This window comes from Lactococcus garvieae, assembly GCF_016027715.1.
Classification (GTDB): domain Bacteria; phylum Bacillota; class Bacilli; order Lactobacillales; family Streptococcaceae; genus Lactococcus; species Lactococcus garvieae_A.
Map to the genome: position 1 here is coordinate 1,480,663 of NZ_CP065691.1, position 17,451 is coordinate 1,498,113.

The 17,451-nt window shown below is 40.0% G+C and carries 16 protein-coding genes; 3 read left to right on the top strand and 13 right to left on the bottom strand.

All coding sequences use genetic code 11. From position 1 onward, the window contains the following. Positions 1-14 precede the first annotated feature (14 nt). Both yfmH and yfmF read right to left on the bottom strand, forming a co-directional pair. Positions 15-1,298, bottom strand: a complete 1,284-nt coding sequence (yfmH, locus tag I6G50_RS07420) for an EF-P 5-aminopentanol modification-associated protein YfmH (RefSeq protein ID WP_197908392.1) — start codon at positions 1,296-1,298, stop codon at positions 15-17. Next, positions 1,279-2,523 (bottom strand): EF-P 5-aminopentanol modification-associated protein YfmF, encoded by a 1,245-nt coding sequence (gene yfmF / locus I6G50_RS07425; protein ID WP_197908393.1) that lies wholly within the window; start codon positions 2,521-2,523, stop codon positions 1,279-1,281. Before yfmF ends, yfmH begins: the two co-directional genes overlap by 20 nt. Before the next feature lie 134 nt (positions 2,524-2,657). On the opposite strand from yfmF, the gene I6G50_RS07430 reads away from it, so the two are divergent. From I6G50_RS07430 to I6G50_RS07440, 3 genes are read left to right on the top strand one after another with little or no spacing between them, the layout of a single operon-like run. Next, positions 2,658-3,020 (top strand): RNA-binding S4 domain-containing protein, encoded by a 363-nt coding sequence (locus I6G50_RS07430; RefSeq protein WP_004259706.1) that lies wholly within the window; start codon positions 2,658-2,660, stop codon positions 3,018-3,020. A 2-nt stretch (positions 3,021-3,022) separates the two neighbouring features. Then, the gene (recF, locus tag I6G50_RS07435; protein WP_197908394.1) at positions 3,023-4,138 is read left to right on the top strand and encodes a DNA replication/repair protein RecF; all 1,116 of its coding nucleotides are present in this window, start codon (positions 3,023-3,025) and stop codon (positions 4,136-4,138) included. Continuing rightward, positions 4,089-4,310, top strand: coding sequence for a hypothetical protein (locus I6G50_RS07440; protein ID WP_004259713.1), 222 nt, complete (start codon positions 4,089-4,091; stop codon positions 4,308-4,310). The genes recF and I6G50_RS07440 overlap by 50 nt, the downstream gene beginning before the upstream one ends. Positions 4,311-4,332: 22 nt before the next feature. On the opposite strand, the gene I6G50_RS07445 is transcribed toward I6G50_RS07440, so the two are convergent. The 11 genes from I6G50_RS07445 to I6G50_RS07495 all read right to left on the bottom strand — a co-directional run bounded on the left by I6G50_RS07445 (position 4,333) and on the right by I6G50_RS07495 (position 17,286). Next, on the bottom strand, positions 4,333-5,793 hold the full coding sequence (locus I6G50_RS07445; RefSeq protein WP_081168527.1) for a basic amino acid/polyamine antiporter: 1,461 nt from the start codon (positions 5,791-5,793) through the stop codon (positions 4,333-4,335). Between the two features lie 184 nt (positions 5,794-5,977). After that, positions 5,978-6,961, bottom strand: coding sequence for a UDP-glucose 4-epimerase GalE (galE, locus tag I6G50_RS07450; protein ID WP_197908395.1), 984 nt, complete (start codon positions 6,959-6,961; stop codon positions 5,978-5,980). A gap of 76 nt (positions 6,962-7,037) precedes the next feature. After that, positions 7,038-8,516 (bottom strand): UDP-glucose--hexose-1-phosphate uridylyltransferase, encoded by a 1,479-nt coding sequence (gene galT / locus I6G50_RS07455; RefSeq protein ID WP_197908396.1) that lies wholly within the window; start codon positions 8,514-8,516, stop codon positions 7,038-7,040. Positions 8,517-8,531: 15 nt separating this feature from the next. Beyond that, the gene (locus tag I6G50_RS07460; protein ID WP_197908397.1) at positions 8,532-9,731 is read right to left on the bottom strand and encodes a galactokinase; all 1,200 of its coding nucleotides are present in this window, start codon (positions 9,729-9,731) and stop codon (positions 8,532-8,534) included. A gap of 15 nt (positions 9,732-9,746) precedes the next feature. Further along, on the bottom strand, positions 9,747-10,772 hold the full coding sequence (locus I6G50_RS07465) for a galactose-1-epimerase (RefSeq protein ID WP_197908398.1): 1,026 nt from the start codon (positions 10,770-10,772) through the stop codon (positions 9,747-9,749). A 69-nt stretch (positions 10,773-10,841) separates the two neighbouring features. Further along, positions 10,842-12,239, bottom strand: coding sequence for a glycoside-pentoside-hexuronide (GPH):cation symporter (locus tag I6G50_RS07470; RefSeq protein WP_197908399.1), 1,398 nt, complete (start codon positions 12,237-12,239; stop codon positions 10,842-10,844). A 173-nt stretch (positions 12,240-12,412) separates the two neighbouring features. Next, positions 12,413-13,153 carry a MurR/RpiR family transcriptional regulator gene (locus I6G50_RS07475; protein WP_004259744.1) on the bottom strand — a complete coding sequence of 247 codons (741 nt, stop codon included), beginning with the start codon at positions 13,151-13,153 and terminating at the stop codon, positions 12,413-12,415. A gap of 14 nt (positions 13,154-13,167) precedes the next feature. Next, on the bottom strand, positions 13,168-14,040 hold the full coding sequence (locus tag I6G50_RS07480; protein ID WP_197908400.1) for an adenylyltransferase/cytidyltransferase family protein: 873 nt from the start codon (positions 14,038-14,040) through the stop codon (positions 13,168-13,170). Positions 14,041-14,067: 27 nt separating this feature from the next. Then, positions 14,068-15,357: a peptidase U32 family protein gene (locus I6G50_RS07485; RefSeq protein ID WP_081168513.1), complete on the bottom strand. Its 1,290-nt coding sequence runs from the start codon at positions 15,355-15,357 to the stop codon at positions 14,068-14,070. A gap of 70 nt (positions 15,358-15,427) precedes the next feature. Continuing rightward, positions 15,428-16,366 carry a zinc-binding dehydrogenase gene (locus I6G50_RS07490; protein WP_197908401.1) on the bottom strand — a complete coding sequence of 313 codons (939 nt, stop codon included), beginning with the start codon at positions 16,364-16,366 and terminating at the stop codon, positions 15,428-15,430. After that, positions 16,363-17,286 (bottom strand): peptidase U32 family protein, encoded by a 924-nt coding sequence (locus I6G50_RS07495; protein ID WP_197908402.1) that lies wholly within the window; start codon positions 17,284-17,286, stop codon positions 16,363-16,365. The genes I6G50_RS07490 and I6G50_RS07495 overlap by 4 nt, the downstream gene beginning before the upstream one ends. Positions 17,287-17,451 lie beyond the last annotated feature (165 nt).

Here is a 17,451-nt window from a genome sequence, read left to right on the forward strand (position 1 = left end):
CATAACTGTTCGTATTATTTAGGGTAGATTATGAAATCTACAATTTGCATATTTTCGACAAATTTTTCAGCATGCCTACTGATTTTTTCGAGTGTTATTCCTGACAATATTTCAGGAAGATCGAAGAAATTAATATCACCATAAATATTAGATGAAAATTGATTTGCTATATATTCTAAAGAATTGAGTGATTTATAATAATCACCAAGTGTCTCACGTTTAAGCATTTCTAGATTTTCTTTTTCAAAATCCTTATCTATTTTATAACTTTTTAAAGCTTCCTGCAAAACTTTACTCACTTCTTGGGGTTTTTCTGTATCCACGGTGATATTAGCAAAGTGAAAACTCTTGTCCATATCAAAACCATAGCCAAATGAATCATCAACTAGGCCAGAATTATACATCTCCTCGTAACGGTGACTTGTTTTACCAAAAAGCATGTCTAAGAGTAATTGATTAGAAAGCTTATACTCCAGTAATTCTCGTGAATCAGTGGGGAGAATATCTTCTCCGCGGAAACCAAGGGCAAGTTTGGGCATAGCAACTTCAAACTGCAGTTTTTTTCCTGGAAGAGGTTGTCCTGCTTCAATGTTTTCTCTTTGAATCGGTTCAATTTCTGGAAAGTTTTTTTGCTCTTGGTTTTGCTCCACAAACTTAGCCATCTGCTCTATGTCAAAAGGCCCCGTCAAAAAGAGATTCATGTTTGATGGATGATAGAAAGTTTCATAATTAGCATAAAGATCCTCAGCTGTAATCTCTTTTATCGACTGAGGCGTGCCAGCAATATCATCTGCCAATGGTGAATCTGGATAAAGTGAAGCCAGAAGTCCCGCAAATAAGCGCCAATCACTATCGTCTTGGTACATCTGTATTTCTTGCTGGATAATGCCTTGCTCTTTTGCCACATTTTCGGCTGTAAAATAAGGTTCCTGAACAAAATCAAGAAGTAAGGCTACACAATCATAGATATTTTCTCGTGTAGAAAAAAGATAAGACGTGCGTGAAAAACTCGTAAAAGCATTCGTTTGGGCCCCATAGGCACCAAACTTATACATAACATCTCCATCTTTTTTTTCAAAAAGTTTATGCTCCAAAAAATGCGCAATCCCTTCTGGAAAAGTCTGCATTTCCGGACTTCCTAAAGGCTTAAAAGATGTGTCAAGCGATCCAAAATTTGTAGTGAAAAGTCCATAAGTACGATTGAAATCAGACTTTGGCAGGTAATAAACAGTCAAGCCATTTGCTAAAACATCTGTGTATAAAATCTCACCTGTCTTCTCATAAGTTCTCTTCTGCATGAACTTCTCCCTTCATGAAATATTGGACCTGTAGTTTTAAACCTTGTGCTAAACGCATAATATCTTCTTTGGTCACAGCTTCAAGTTCATTCAAAAATCTATCCGCATCAACATAGCGTTCTGGTAAAATCTCTTGAATGAAAGCTTGCTCAATCAAGTTTGAAGAAGAATCCAAGGACATGAAATAAGAGTTTTTGAGCATGGTTTTAGTTTGCTCAATTTCTTGGTCTGTAAAATTACCGGACTGCATCGCCTGAAGCTGCTCTAGTATAAGTTCACGTGCAAGTTGGAAATTTCCGGCATCAATCCCAGCATTAACTTTCAAAAGTCCTGTAAAACTATCAAAAGCAGAGCTTGCATAGTAGGCAAGGCTCGCTTTTTCACGCACATTCATAAATAATTTTGAATGGGCAAAACCACCAAAAAGACCATTCATTACTTGTAAGGACATATAGTCGGCGCTACCATAAGTCGTCGGCTGTGCAAAAGCCAACTGCAATATGGACTGTTGGACTTCTTTTTCTTCCGTTTTTTCCTGATATTCTTTTAATTCTTGACTATAAAAGATATCGGATGAAGCGTGACGATCCTTGAAATCAAAACCTTGGAAAAGTTGCTCAATCTCGCTTTTATCGACATCTCCTAAAACAAAAATATCGATAAGATTATTATCCAACATCTCTTTATAATAAGCAAAGACAGCTTCTGCTGTTTCTGCTTCCAGAAGCTCGACTGTGGAGACACCCGGGAGCGCTTGCTTGTTGTCACTGTAAAACAGAGTAGCCAACTGTCGGCTCGCATAGTAAGAGCGATCTTCATTCATCGCTTTAAGATAGTTGATTAAATTTGTTTTTTCTCGTTGAAATACTTTAACATTTTCATCTGGCTTGAAAAGAGCTTTGTGCATAAAATCAACAGCTCCTGCCAAAGTATCTATATCCACATATTTAGGATTGACAAGATTCATGTGGATACTTAAGAGATGTTGACTGCCTTTTTTATTTACCGCTGTGGAAAAAGAAGTGCCATAAAGTTCTGATAGGCGACTGGAGAAAGCTTGGGCTGTTGGGTAAGCTGCATTAGTGGTTTCCCATAAGTTTGAGATAATCACACGTTTGGCAATATTTTCTTGCGTAAGAGCTTCGCGTAAACGTACCATTATACGTATCGTCTTAAATTTTGTTTCTTTTATAACATGGAGATTTACTCCGCTAGCTAATTTCATAGATATCCTTTGTCTACTCCTTTTTTTCAAGTTTGAAGGAGACCCATTCAAACCCCAAAAGAGCAAGAACTGTAATATCTCTATTATAGCAAAATTTCCACTATTTTTGAGTCTCTTTATGCTAAAATAGAATTATGCAAAATTACATTTTATTTGAAGAATATATTACATTAGGACAAGTCATCAAAGAATTGGCTATCGTCAATACAGGAGGGCAAGCCAAGCTCTTTCTCTCCGAAAATGAAGGGAATATCTTTTTAAACAACTCTGCGGAAAATCGCCGTGGTAAAAAGTTGCGTGCAGGTGATGTTTTAGAAATTCCTAAACTTGGACTTTTAATTGAATTTGTCCAAGCTTCCGCCGAAGAAATTTCGGAGCGTGAAGAAGAAAAAGCTGAAGAAGAACGCGTTAAGGCGCTTGTCAAAAAGATGAACGCCAAAGTCAAAACTCAAAAACCAAAGAAAGCAGCCAAACCCAGATTCCCTGGCGCTAAATAAGTATGAAGCTTAACAACATCCAGCTCTATAATTTTCGAAATTATGCAGAGCTTTCCCTTGATTTTCATCCTAATCTCAATATTTTTTTGGGACAAAATGCTCAGGGTAAAACGAATATTCTAGAGAGTATCTACTTTTTGGCTCTTACCCGCAGTCACCGTACCCATCATGATCGTGAATTGATACGTTGGGATGCCAAAGAGATGAAAGTAGCCGGCACCGTACATAAAGGCCACAGCACTGTACCTTTGGAGGTTGCTTTGACAGCCAAAGGTCGAGTTGCTCATGTGAATCATCTCAAAGAAAATCGCCTTGCGGACTATATCGGCCAACTGAACTTAATCATGTTTGCCCCGGAAGACTTAGAGCTGGTCAAGGGCGCACCCAATATCCGTCGTCGCTTTCTAGATATGGAAATCGGCCAAATCCGCCCTGTTTATCTGTATGACTCAGTGCGTTATAATCGTGCCTTAAAAGAACGTAATGCCTATCTTAAGTTGGAACGCAAGCAGATTGACACCACATTTTTAGAGGTCCTCGACAGTCAGCTGGCGGAACATGGCCAAAAGATTAGCGCAGAACGCCAAAGTTTTGTCTCTAAACTTGAAACATTAGCGCAAAAGATTCATCGTCAGCTTACTCATGGTTTAGAGGAGCTTCAGATTACCTATAAGGCCAATTCTGACTCGCTTTTAGAAGACTTAAAGAAGGCGAGAGATAAGGATCTTTTTCGCCACCAAACCTCTGTTGGCCCTCATCGTGATGACCTTGCTTTTTTTGTCAATGGGATTAATGTTGCTGATTTTGGTAGCCAAGGGCAGCAAAGAACAGTTGCCTTGTCTATCAAGTTAGCAGAAATCGATTTGATTTTTGATGAGACTGGCGAATACCCTATCCTCTTACTTGATGATGTTATGAGTGAATTAGATAATAGCCGACAACTCGATCTTCTGGAAACTTCCCTCGGAAAAACACAGACCTTCATAACTACTACTACTCTTGATCATCTCAAAAACTTACCTGAAAATTTGAGTATTTTTAACGTAAAACAAGGAGAAATTATAAAAAATGAACAAGAAAGAACCCCCTCTGACAGCAGAGAATCTGATCAAATTTAAACAATTGGCTCAAGAAGGTGATATAACCTTGCTGAAAAGAATTTCTCTTCTTGTGGAGCAAGAACGTACTCTGCGTCAGCAAAAAGACAAGTTGGAAGAAGACTTGCGCCTTTTAGTCCATATCAAAAATAGTCATTACTCACAATTAGAACAAAAAAATTCGGAACATTAATTCCGAATTTTTTATTTGAATTTTATAAACCTAGCAATTCTCTTAGACCATACTGGTTAGTAACCAAACCTATTACTGCAAAAATAGATAAGATAATAATTATTACTATCGCAAGCACTTCTACACGAGAAAGATTTTTCCTGTTTTCTCTTTTAGCTATATAGTAAAAGATGAAGCCAATGACATACAAGATAGAAGCCATCCAAACGTATTGCCAGCCAGATAACCAAAGAGCTAAGGCTTGGAACATAAAGGCGATAAAACCAAGAAAAATATTTTTAGGATTTTTTTCTTCAAAGCCGTGCTTCATCATATAACCGCCAACTAAAGCATAACAAATCATAATACATGCGGTACAAAGATAAACCATTACATTATAAGCGTTCGCTACAAAGAAGGTTACGATAATGAAAAACTGAACAAAAATCTGCGTTAACCAAAGTGAATTTGAGGGTGCATTGTATTTATTCAGACGTCCAAACCATTTAGGTAATAAATTTTGATTTGCCAACTGTGTTGTGGATTCGACAGGAAGCATTGTCCATGACAGCCAAGCACCCAAGACTGAAACCACGAGACCGATTGCCATCAAAGCCCCACCAAAGCTACCTAACATGTCTTTGAGCATATAAACCATGCCGGGTGTCTTCATCGCAGCTAACTCTGCTTGTTCATAATAACCAAAAGGCAGGAGTGAAAGTAAGATATAAATAAAAAGTAATACTACAAGACCAATGATAGTGGCACGTCCTGCATCAGATTTTTTCTTAGCACGATCTCCCATCATTGCAGCACCTTCGATACCTACAAAGACCCAAATCATTACCATCAAAGAACTTTTCACTTGTTCTAAGAGTCCGTTTGCTGTCATCGATCCAGTCGCCTGAACCATACCTTGAGCATTTTCAGAAACATTATTCCAGAAACCTGTAGTGAAAACTCCTGTCTTAAACATTACAATACCCACTATCATAAAGACAAAAATAGGTATCAACTTACAGACAAGGACAATCGCATTGACTACTGCGGCAGATTCGACACCTCGACTTACCAGCAGCGCTAGGAGCCAAGAGAAAATGGAAACTGTTACTACTGCGAGTATGGTTAAACTACCGTTAGCATTGGCAAACTTTCCGGGGAAGAAATAATCCATTGATATCATCATCAAGACCGCAAAAGCAATATTCCCTAACCAAGTAGAAAGCCAGTACCCCCAACCTGACAGAAAGCCGACCATGTCACCAAAGCCTACTCGGGCATAATCAGAAACCCCTGAAAGCTCTGGCTTATTAATAATTAAATAATTCAAGCTTAAAACTAAAGCCAGAATTCCTAGACCTACAAAGAACCAGGCCACAATGACACCACCAGCTGTAGCTCCATTCGCCAAATCATTGGAAAGGTTAAAAACCCCTCCGCCTATGGCACTTGACACAACGAGGGACACAAGGGCTATTAGTCCTATTCCTTTTTTATTTTCCATTTAATCCTTTCCTATAATTTCATTTTTATTTGTATTGAAATATTCCCTTAATATAACATTTTTTGTATTTTCATGCAAACTTAAGCCCTTTAAATCCTGCTTTTATTCATGATTTTAAAAATTTTAAGGCTTTTTATTAAAGTAAATAAAAACTTAGTATCATTACAATACTAAGCTTACTTTCTTAATATCCTTCTGGATGTGAAGAATGCCATTTCCACGCATTCTCAATAATATGTTCCAAGTCATTTTTTACATGCCAGTTCAAAACTTCGCCTGCTTTAGCGGAATCTGCTACCAGCATATCCGGATCACCAGGGCGACGTTCACCCATTTTTGATGGGATTTCTTTGCCTGTGACACGGCGTGCTGTTTCTAAAACTTCAAGGTTTGAATAGCCTTTAGACGAACCTAGATTAAACTGATTAGATGCACCACCTGCTTTGAGATATTCTAGAGCTTTGATATGCGCCTCAATCAAGTCTTCCATGTCAATATAGTCTCGAATACATGTGCCATCAGCGGTATTATAATCATCGCCATAAATGGTGATAAAGTCACGCTTACCTAGAGCCGTTTGTAAAATAAGAGGAATCAAGTGTGTTTCATTTTTATGCGCTTCACCGATCGTTCCATCATGTTTGGCCCCGGCTACGTTAAAATAGCGCAGTGCAACATATGTCATATCCGTTGCTTCCGATTGCCATTTCATCATTTTTTCCATGATGAGTTTGCTTTCACCATAAGGATTGATTGGTTTCTGTGGCGTTTTTTCTGAAATAGGACTTTCTTCTGGTATACCAAATGTCGCTGCTGTACTTGAAAAGACGATATGCTTGATGCCAAATTCTTCCATTGTCTCAAGAATAACCTGCGCTCCACCGACATTATTATTAAAATACATCAATGGTTTTTGCATGGATTCTCCAACCAATGAATAAGCACAAAAATGCATCAAACCTTCAATATTTTCTTCTTTTTTGAAGACATCAGCTAAAAATTCATGGTCACGTACATCGCCTTCATAAAACCGTACGTTTTTAGGAACGGCTTCACGATGACCTGTCACGAGGTTATCTACGACTGCAACATCGTAGCCACGAGCCAAAAGAATATCTACCGCATGGCTACCAACATAACCCGCTCCTCCAAGTACTAACACTGTCATTTTAATTTATCCTCCATCACTTTGTATTACAAAGCTTTTAATTGATAATATTTGTATATTAAATATAAGTATATCCTTATTTATTTACAAAATCAATAAAGCGCTTAAACCCTTCTTGACCGATCGCATCATCTTTAAAGACGCCTGCATCTTGCAACACGCGTGTAAAGACATCACCCACCGCTCTCCTCACACCCTCAGTAACATTTTCTGATGTATATTCCATCTTGCGTTTTAGCTCCTGTGCCCAAGGAAGGTGCATATCTTTGATGTGATTTTTCTGGCCGAGAAGGTAATTTTCTACTTCTTTGAGTTCTTCTTTGAGTCTTGGTGGTAGAACAGCCAAGCCCATTACCTCAATCAAGCCAATATTTTCTTTCTTGATATGATGCAGGTCCGCATGGGGGTGGAAAATACCATCTGGATAGGCTGCACTCACATTATTGTCCCGTAACACCAGATCAATTTCATAAACATCGTCATGCTTTCGTGCGATGGGAGTTATTGTATGATGAGGCACACCGTCTTCTGTTTGAGCGACAATATCCAAGGTAAAATCCGAATAGTCTTGCCATTTTTGCAAAATATGCTCTGAGAGATCTAAAAGCTTTTCTTTATTATCGGCTGACAAGCGGAGGACACTCATAGGCCAGTTTACAATACCTGCCTGAACTTCGGGAAAATCTTTGAAGAAGACTTTGGTGCGTAACTCCGCCTTAGCCATAGGAAACTCATGACGGCCTGCTTGGTAGTGATCGTGAGTCAAGATAGACCCGCCCACTATTGGCAAATCAGCATTGGATCCGATCATATAGTGAGGAAACTGATCCAAAAATCCTAAAAGATTACTGAAAGAGCGCCGATTAATCTTCATCGGTTGATGTATGGAGTTAAGGACTATCGAATGTTCATTATAATAGGCATAAGGCGAGTACTGGAAGCCCCACTCTTCACCATTAAGTTGCATGCGAATCATGCGATGATTACTGCGTGCTGCCTTATTGCCTCCTCCATAGAGTCCCTCGTTTTCAATACACAGCGCGCAGGCTGGATAAGTTGAATCTTTGACGAGCTTGGCCGCAGCAATGGCTTTAGGATCTTTTTCAGGTTTCGATAAATTAATCGTAATTTCTAAATTACCATATTTTGAATGATGGCTGAAAACAATATTTTTGCTGATATCTCTCGACTTCACTTGATTGATTTCTTGAGCCAGTCCGTAAAAATATTCTGTTGCTTTTTGATGGCTGCTTTGATAAGCTTTCCAAAAAGAACGGTTGACTTGACTTGGAGTTGGACTGATGAAGTCCATAAGTGCTGCTTCATAAAACTCTTCATTTTCTGGAAGAAAAGCTTTATTTTCACGCGCTAAATCCATGAGAACATCCATCACATCTAAGGCTTCATGCTGCTCAATAATTTGTGGCTCCCTCCACTCGTTTTCCCCTAAGAAATGAAGGAGTTGGTTACGCCAGTAAACTTTATCAAGCGCTTCAATTCTCTGATTCTTTTCTGCTAAATTAATAAATTCTTGAATAGCTTGATACTTTTCCATTTTTTTCTTACTTTCTTATTCGACATCCAGTTTTGTGGACCCAGAACCAATCTGGGCCACATAGAAGCTGGCTGGATAGCCGACAACTTTTTCATATTCGGCACCGACTTTTGCTTCAAAGTCGGCAACTTTATCATGCGCAACTAAGGCGATAGCACAACCACCAAAGCCTGCACCGGTCATGCGTGCTCCTAATACTCCCGCTTGCTTTTGAGCTGTTTCTGCCAGAGTATCTAGCTCAATACCTGTCACTTCATAGTCGTCTTTTAAAGAGGCATGAGAGGCGTTCAGTAATTCACCAAACTTTGTGAGGTTACCAGCCACAAAAGCTTTTTGAGCAATCTTAGTTCGGTTATTTTCATAGACTGCGTGGCGTGCACGCTTGATCAATGTTTCATCACCAATCAGGTCTGTGTTTGCCTCAAACTCTTCATTTGAGAGTTCTCCAAGAGATTTGATATCCAGTTTGCTTTGCATACGTTTCAGAGCCTCACGGGTTTCAGCAAAACGCTCATTGTATTTTGATTCAGTCAAAGCACGCGGTTTATTTGTATTCATAATGACGATATCATAGTCACGTAATTCTACAGGAACCATTTCATACTTAAGTGTATTACAGTCCAACAGGATTGCTTTTTTGACTTCACCAAACCCAATGGCAAACTGGTCCAAAATACCGGAGTTCACACCGATAAATTCATTTTCGGTTTTTTGGCCTAATTGAACCAACTCCAAGCGTGGGACTTCCAGTTGGAAAAGGTCATCGAGAACAACACCTACTAAAAGTTCCAAGGAAGCGGATGAAGACAAACCTGATGCTGTAGGGATTTCACCATTGATTAAAAGTTCAAACCCTTTATCAATCTTATAACCTGCGCCTTCAAGCATAACGATCATACCCTTCACATAGTTTGCCCAACTGCCGCCATCTTTTTCATGAACATCAGCTAAGTCAAACTCAATCAAGCCTGCCTCTGGAAAGTTTTGGGAAAAGAGTCTGATTTTTGTATCTTCACGCAAACGCGCAAGCCCTGTCGTTCCAATAGTGATGGAAGCTGGGAAAACATAACCACCGTTATAGTCTGTATGCTCACCAATCAGGTTGATACGTCCGGGCGAGAAGAAATACTCTAGATTTTTTGTGTCTCCAAAAACTTTCTCAAAACTATTGGTCAAGCCTGTAAGTACCTTGCTGTTTTCTACGATTGTTGCCATTTTAACTTCTCCTCATCATTTCTTTTCTTTATTTAATTTGTAAATAGTCGTTGCGTGATATCTTTCGCCTGCTTTTAAGCTAATATCACCAAGTTCCGGGATTTGTTGGCTCCCCGGAGCAACCTGCGTTTCGAAGGTGATTCCCCCATGGTGTACTTCTTTTTTGCCCTGATATACCGCACCAGAGTCGCCAAAGTTTGCTGAGAATATGACAATACTTGGACGATCTGTAAAAACCGATATACTGAGCTCATCCAAACTTAAACGTGCTTGTTCCTTGGCTAATCCTGGCTCATCTAAAAGAAAGGGATGATCCAATCCACCGACTAAAGTTACTTGTTCCATTTCACTATTAAAGACATCTGCCAGCATTTTACCTGCTCGCATATCCAAATCGGTATGTGTCAAATCAACTATATCTCCGCGTACTACTTCGCTTTTATCTCGCAAAGGTACAAAACGGGAAGCAGCTAATCGCAAATGGTGGTTATCGAGACTTTGACTCACGTCGCCTGTCAAGTTGAAGTAGACGTGTCCAGTTGGATTGAATACTGTGTCTTTGTCTGAAACAGCATCGTATTCTATCGTCCACGCGCCCTTCTCATCAAAACTATGGGTCACAGTAATATCCATTTGTCCCGGATAGCCATTTGCCCCATCGTTTGAAGTCAAGTAAAACTGAACTTTAACCGTCTCTTTCTCTTGGAAAATTTCAAATTGCCATAGTTTGGACTCGAAAGCTTCTTGACCGCCGTGCAAGGTTTGTGCACCTTCGTTTTGTTGGAGCTGCACACTCTTGCCAGCTATTTCAACTTGGCCGTCCTTAATCCGTCCAGCTGTTCGTCCAATGGTGGCTCCAGGGTAGTTATCTTTTTCCACATATTCTTGCGTCGAGTCAAAGCCAAGGACAATTTTCTTACCCTCTACGGTCCAATCCACGATGCGGGCCCCGTAATTACTGAAGGAGATCGAATCTCCTGCTTCATTTGTTAAACAGATTAACTCTGCGCCTAAGCCAAAATCTTTTTTTGTAATTTCCATATGTTACACCTGCTTTTTAAAATAAGGAGAGCTAGTGTTACCACTAGTTCTTCTTTTAATTTTCAATTTTTATTTGAACTTGTTTTCTAGCTCAATAACGATTTCTTTATGACGCTTTTCAGTTAATTTTACCTTAAGTAAATAGATTGTCAATGAAATAACCATAAGAACCGCTGGAAGAGCAAAGGCATAAAGTTTAAAGGTAGTGACACCATACACTTTATTCGGATCAAAGGTTGAGCCTGTCATACCCGCTGCGATAGCGACAAAACCGAAGATACCATTGGAGAAAGCTCCTGCAATCTTATCAAGTAAGGGACGCATCGCCAAAGTCACCGCTTCATTACGTACGCCATTTTTCCATTGCCCATACTCGACAGAGTCGGTAATAGTCATCAGGACAGAGAGAAAGACCAGTTGATAAGGAGTTGTTAAGAAGATAAGACCAAGAACGGTCATTGGTACTGTACTTCCAAAGAAGAAGAAAGCATAACCCACAAGCATTGAGATAATAGCCCCTGTCAATACTTTACGACGTCCAAACTTCTTAGCGAGTACTGGGAAAAGCGGAACTAAAACAATCGAACCAACGAAACCGACAATACCTGTTATGGAGTAAAGGGCTGCATGGCCTAAAACAAAGGTAAACATCAATATCAACGTTGCTGTTGTTGCCACATAAGCTAAAGCGAAGAGAATATATGAGAGTGACAACCACATCAGTTGGTCATTTTTTAACAAAGCTTTGAAGACATCAACTGTTGTTGTCTTTTGTGATTGTTGACGAATAACTGAATCTTTTTCTTGTGTTCCCCAAGCTGTGATTAAGGCTGTACCCCCAGAAACGATAGCCGCGATAACACCAAAGGCAAACCAACCTGAAGCACCTTGAGCACGATGCCCCGTCATCATTTGAGTAAAGCCATAGGTGATGGGAATAACTAAAATAGTTGTTCCTTGAGCACCAATAGCCGAACCAAAACGAGCAAATGTCCCCAATGATTCACGCTCTTCATTTTTTTCAGAAAGAGCAGGTATCATTGACCAAAAGGCAATATCCTTAAAGGAATAAAAAGCATCAAGAATGACAAAGGAAATAATAAATACGATGATGAACAAAGTAGTGTTTGAACTTTTAGCAAGTCCAAAAAAGTCTGAAAACATCAGGATAATCATGACAGAAGAAACGAGACCACCGGCAACCAGCCAAGGCTTAAATTTCCCCCAACGTGTACGTGTATTATCAATAATGCTACCGATAATCGGGTCAAAAACAATTTCAATCAAGCGAATAATAACAACAAGTGATGTCACAAGGGCAATCATAGCATCCTCGTGCTTGCTTCCAGCAAACATCTGACTCGTAACAAAAGCAATAAAGAATACACTAATTGCTGCATAGTAGGTGTCATGACCCAATGCACCCAAAGCGTACGAAATTCTCTGTTTCATTTTTCCTCCCTCCATCGGGAACCTCCTTTTTTTCGATTTCCTTACACCGAAATCGCTTACATCATTATGATAGCACTTTCTTATTTGGAAAAGTTTCCCATTCCTTTGCATGTGCTGGAAATACTTCCGAAAAGAATTCGAGAGGTTTTAACGTAAAAAAAATGAAGCCAAAAAGCTTCATTTTTATTTTACTGATGGGTTTTATAAATAGAATAAGCGTCAAAGAGGACCCTTACTAAAATGTAGAGAGGCAAACGACTGTGCACATCCAACTCAAAATAATTTACTTCCAAAGAACTCTTATAGCCAATCAAAGAAACATCAGCTAAACGGGACAGAGGACTTTGTTCAGTCACTGTAAGTGTCAAAATATGAGCGCCTTGTGCTTTTGCAATTTCCGTAGCTTCCACGAGTTCAGGAGTGTCTCCACTGAGGGAAAGATTGATAACCAAGCTCTTCTCTTTCACAAAGCTTGCATAGTAAGTCATGTATTTATAATCATCATGAATCGTCACAAGTTTATGGAAAAGTTGCAGTTTTTTCATCATTTCCGCAGCAGCATGTGTGGATAACCCCCGAGCAAAAATCAGGATCTCATCTGCTTGGTCAATAGCCCGCACTGCCTGTTCAATGGCTGGAGCTGAGATGTTATGAATCGTCCGCAAAAGCTCCTCTTCATTTTTGCCGATAGCTGCCAGCACTTCATTTGAAAACCCGTTGATATGAAGAAGGGGCTTTTCTTTTACCGAATATCGAAACTCAGCATAGCCCGAAAAACCTTTCTTTCGGACTGTTCGATTGATTGTCGATAATGAACAATGCGCAAGTTCTGACAAGTCTGAAATCGAAAGATTTGGTATCTCATTATAATGTTCCTGAATGACTTGCCAAGTATATGCTTCTGCACTGGATAGACTTTGGTTTACCATATTTCTTCCTCTTGTTAGTATTTTAAACGCTCAATTTTTATACTTGTATATTGACTAATCGCATCTATCGCATGATAATAACGTCCAAGATAAGCCTGCGTATCCCGTGACGTTTCTTCATCATCTAAGTAGACGGTTTTTGCTTTAAGGCCTAATTCTGCTATTTTTTCCCAAAGAATTTCATCTTTATCTGAAGGAATCAAAAGAACCAAATCCATATGAGGAGATAAAGTATTATCGATAAAGACCAAGCCTTGATTCCCCGGAGAAGCGAGTGCTTGGGGGATATTGTCTGAAAATGGGGCGTTATTGAAAGAGCGTGCTAAACGTCTCGCCAAAGTTGACTTCCCACTTTGCTCACCGCCAATTATACCAACAATTTTAGTGAAGTGCCGCCGAAAGATGGGATTAATTTCATTCCAATGCAACAAAGGATTTTGACGAATCTCCGTAGCCGATATCTTAATATCCTGCCTGTCCGCGATTTCTACCCTGTACTCACGCCCATCTTGCGGAAAACGTGCTTGCAATTCAGTCACATAATCAGCCTCACCCACGTAAAAAGTAATGACTTCATGAGTAAAGTTTTTCAGTAAGCTCAATAAGCGAGAAACCCACTCATCCCAACCTTTAGGCATGGGTGGCAAATCAGTCTCATCGAGCTTTGCCACAGTAATTTCTGCTTCATCCTCAAAAGCTTCTTTTAAGTAAGTATAGCGCTGATCTAAGGGCAAGCCAATCTTGTCTCCACGGTCATTTTTATAACCGGATACAACTAAAAGAACTTGGTCATTAAGCGCTGCACACTTATAGATTTGCTGCTGATGTCCTTTGTGAAAAGGAGCAAAAGTACCAAAATAAACACCGAGTTTTTTCTTTTCAGCCATCACTTCACCTTAACTGCTTTTCTTCTTTTAGGCACGCACTGTTTTTGCAGCACCTGTTTTTTCATAAAGGTTGATTAAACCTGCCCCTGATTTACGAATCATGTCACCTGGAGCCACTGGAGTTTCCACATCAATATGCAAGAGTGTCATTGGGTTTGGTGCACGGTCAATAGACTCGCCCGTTTCTGCCAAACGTAAGTTTTGAATGGTTGTTTCCGAATGACGGAAGCCAGGCCCATAAAATTCAATAGTATCCCCTTCCGTAATCACGTTACGTTGACGGATCGTTGCAACTTTGCTGTTCGCATCATAAGCTACAACTTCCCCAATAAACTTGTACTCGGGAATCTTACGACGCGCGCCGAAAAGTTGTTTGTTTTCATCAGGGACACCATAGTAGAAACCTGTGTCAAGCTCTCTTTGTGCAACTTTCCAAAGCTCATCGACCAAGTCTGGTTTAATTTCTTCAAACTTTTCCGGACTTTCTAAGTAAGCATCAATGGCTGCTTTGTAAACATTTGAAACTGTAGATACATAGTGGATGGACTTCATACGTCCTTCGATTTTCAACGAATTTACACCGTTTTTAATCATATCTGGAATATGCTCAATCATACTCATATCCACAGCGGACATTGAAAACTCTTCAGGAATTTCCCCATGGATGGATTTACGCTCTCCACCAAAAGGCATATCATAAAGATCATATTTCCAACGGCAAGACTGTGAACAGCCTCCACGGTTCGCATCACGCATACTCATGTAGTTTGAAAGGACACAGCGCCCACTGTAAGAGATACACATGGCACCATGTACGAAAGCTTCGATTTCCACAGAGGTGTGTTTACGAATCTCAGCTAATTCTTCCATAGAAACTTCACGCGCCAAAACCACACGTTCTAAACCTAAACTTTGCCAAAATTCTAAAGTCTCATAGTTGGTAGCTGAAGACTGTGTAGACAGATGAATAGGAAGACCAGGAGCCTCTGCTGCACATATCGCAATCAAGGCAGGGTCTGAAACGATAACAGCAGATATGCCTAAGTCACGAAGGGTACGGAACCACTCGCCCGCACCTTCTTCATTTCCTTCGTGTGTAACCATATTAGCGGCAACATATACTTTTGCATCGTGTGCCGCAGCATACTCTACGCCTTCGCGCATTTCTTCAAAAGTGAAGTTTCCTGCGCGTGAACGTAAGCCGTAAGCTTGCCCGCCAATATAGACAGCATCTGCACCATAATCAATAGCGACTTTTAGCTTTTCCAGTGTGCCTGCAGGTGAAAGAACCTCAGGTCTTGTATAATTTTCTTGCATTTTTTCTCCTATTTTCAAGATAAGATTTTTGATAAGGTCTGCCGACCAAAACTTTTTCAATTTTAAATAATTATGGTTTTAATAAAACCTTGCCGATATTTTTACCAGCTTCTAAATATTCATGCGCTTTTTTCCCATCTGACAAAGGAAAAACAGTAGCCTCTGCTAACTCTATTTTTCCTTTTGCAAAGTAAGAAAAGAGACGTTGGCTTCTGACTTCTCTTTCAGAAAAGCTGGTCAAGAAATCCCAAAGATCTCCAGTCAAAATACTTTTCGATTGAGACATCATCTTCACCAAATCAATATCTGAGGGGTTGCCCCCTGCCATTCCAAAGAAAACCAGTCGTCCTCTATTTTTCAGGAGATCCAGATTTTTATTGACAGTACTGCCAACACCATCATATACCGTATCAAACTTAATATCAAGTGACTGACGCCACTCATCGGTACGGCTTGGAAAGACTTGGCTGACTCCCTTAGAGAGAGCCAGCTCTTGTTTTTCAATGCTTGAGGCTGTGCCGTAGACTTTCATCCCGTCCGCCAGAAGGATTTGCGACAAAATTTGCCCCACGCCACCACTTATACCTGTGACAAAAACCTTATCCCCTGCTTGGTTCTGCCCCAAATCATGCGCCAAAAAATCAGCTGTTAATCCTTGGAGACCAATGCTGGCGGCCAGCTTAAGATCAATCGCTTCTGGTAAATAAATCAGCTTATCTTTAGGCACAGCAACATACTCAGCATTTGCGAAAGGTACATCAACAAAGAGAACTTTTCTTCCCTTATGCTCTCCTGTGACGATTTCGCCCGAGGCTTCATAGCCGTTAATATAAGGCTGATGTTCTTCAATATAGTAACCGCCACGACGGCGGTAAATATCTGCAAAATTCAAGCCAATATAGGCCGTCTTTACTAAGACTTCCTCTGTACTTACTTGGGGGAGCGGGATTTTACCGTAGTTGAGGACACTACTGTCTCCAAACTCCTCAAAATATAGGGCATTCATCATTTGATTTTACTTGGGTCCAAGTCATAGAAACCGTGTGACAAAGTCCGTCCTGCGGGATGAAGTTTTCGAACATCTTCTTCTAACTGGAAGGCTTTATCCGGTGTAAAGTTTCCAGCTTCAATCAGCTCTTTCGCTTCCACAAAAAGCTTCGTTACAGCTACAAATACTTCCCCCCGAGTGAAAATACCATCTAACTTCCAATGGTCAAATCCCATTTCTACAAGATCGGATAATTCACTCATCATGTTGAGGTCATCATTGGCAAAAATATGTGTGCCGTGATTGTCTTCAAAAATACTATAATGGGTATCTTCCTTTTTAGGCTCTGAAACAAAAAGGTTACGTTCGCGATCTTTGCCTGTTTCATCAGTTTTAATGAAATTATAGTAATTTTGGAGTAAAGGACGCTTACTTTGGTGGATAATCGTGGCACCATAAACCAAGATTTCTCCCGGAACATCGAGGTTGCCAGACATCGCTTCCAGCTCGGGTTTCGGTAATTCACGTGCCAATACAGCTTCCACGGCTCCTTGGCCTGCCCAGAAGTTTACTTGACGACTTGAAGCAACCATTGTAGAGGCATCATAAGTGAAAGGGAGGTTGTACTTGTCTCTTTGAAGCACAAAGATAACACCCGCATCACCTACAGCAATCATGTCTACTTTGATTTCTTGTAAGAAGTCTAAGAAAGGCTTGATTTTAGCCATCATGTCGACATGCATTAACGCATTCACCGCTACTGTGACTGTTTTTCCAGCTGCATGTGCGAGCGCAGTAATCTCCCGAATCTCCTCATGACTAAGTGCTGTCGGCAGTCGTAGTCCAAATTCGGCTTCACCAATATAAAGATTGTCAGTGCCAGCTTCCAGTAGAGCTTTGGCTTGCTCGATACTTTCTGCTGTAGTAGTAATTTTAATCATAAACTAAATTATAGCACTATTTATTCCTCTTGACACGTCTGATTTTCATTTTATTTTATCTATTATTCAAAAAAAGTGTAACATTCGTTATGCTATTGTATTGCAAACAGTTTCATAATTTGTTATTATGTAGTATAGAGCTTAAGTATCAGGGAAATTTGGGAA

Excerpts from the sequence above, each read along its gene's own strand:
- I6G50_RS07480 (WP_197908400.1), bottom strand. The coding sequence starts at position 14,040 with ATGGCTGAAAAGAAAAAACTCGGTGTTTATTTTGGTACTTTTGCTCCT.
- yfmH (WP_197908392.1), bottom strand. The coding sequence starts at position 1,298 with ATGCAGAAGAGAACTTATGAGAAGACAGGTGAGATTTTATACACAGAT.
- yfmF (WP_197908393.1), bottom strand. The coding sequence starts at position 2,523 with ATGAAATTAGCTAGCGGAGTAAATCTCCATGTTATAAAAGAAACAAAA.
- galT (WP_197908396.1), bottom strand. The coding sequence starts at position 8,516 with ATGGAAAAGTATCAAGCTATTCAAGAATTTATTAATTTAGCAGAAAAG.
- galE (WP_197908395.1), bottom strand. The coding sequence starts at position 6,961 with ATGACAGTGTTAGTACTTGGAGGAGCGGGTTATGTTGGTAGCCATGCG.
- I6G50_RS07495 (WP_197908402.1), bottom strand. The coding sequence starts at position 17,286 with ATGATTAAAATTACTACTACAGCAGAAAGTATCGAGCAAGCCAAAGCT.
- I6G50_RS07485 (WP_081168513.1), bottom strand. The coding sequence starts at position 15,357 with ATGCAAGAAAATTATACAAGACCTGAGGTTCTTTCACCTGCAGGCACA.
- I6G50_RS07445 (WP_081168527.1), bottom strand. The coding sequence starts at position 5,793 with ATGGAAAATAAAAAAGGAATAGGACTAATAGCCCTTGTGTCCCTCGTT.
- recF (WP_197908394.1), top strand. The coding sequence starts at position 3,023 with ATGAAGCTTAACAACATCCAGCTCTATAATTTTCGAAATTATGCAGAG.
- I6G50_RS07490 (WP_197908401.1), bottom strand. The coding sequence starts at position 16,366 with ATGATGAATGCCCTATATTTTGAGGAGTTTGGAGACAGTAGTGTCCTC.
- I6G50_RS07430 (WP_004259706.1), top strand. The coding sequence starts at position 2,658 with ATGCAAAATTACATTTTATTTGAAGAATATATTACATTAGGACAAGTC.
- I6G50_RS07465 (WP_197908398.1), bottom strand. The coding sequence starts at position 10,772 with ATGGAAATTACAAAAAAAGATTTTGGCTTAGGCGCAGAGTTAATCTGT.
- I6G50_RS07470 (WP_197908399.1), bottom strand. The coding sequence starts at position 12,239 with ATGGAGGGAGGAAAAATGAAACAGAGAATTTCGTACGCTTTGGGTGCA.
- I6G50_RS07440 (WP_004259713.1), top strand. The coding sequence starts at position 4,089 with ATGAACAAGAAAGAACCCCCTCTGACAGCAGAGAATCTGATCAAATTT.
- I6G50_RS07460 (WP_197908397.1), bottom strand. The coding sequence starts at position 9,731 with ATGGCAACAATCGTAGAAAACAGCAAGGTACTTACAGGCTTGACCAAT.
- I6G50_RS07475 (WP_004259744.1), bottom strand. The coding sequence starts at position 13,153 with ATGGTAAACCAAAGTCTATCCAGTGCAGAAGCATATACTTGGCAAGTC.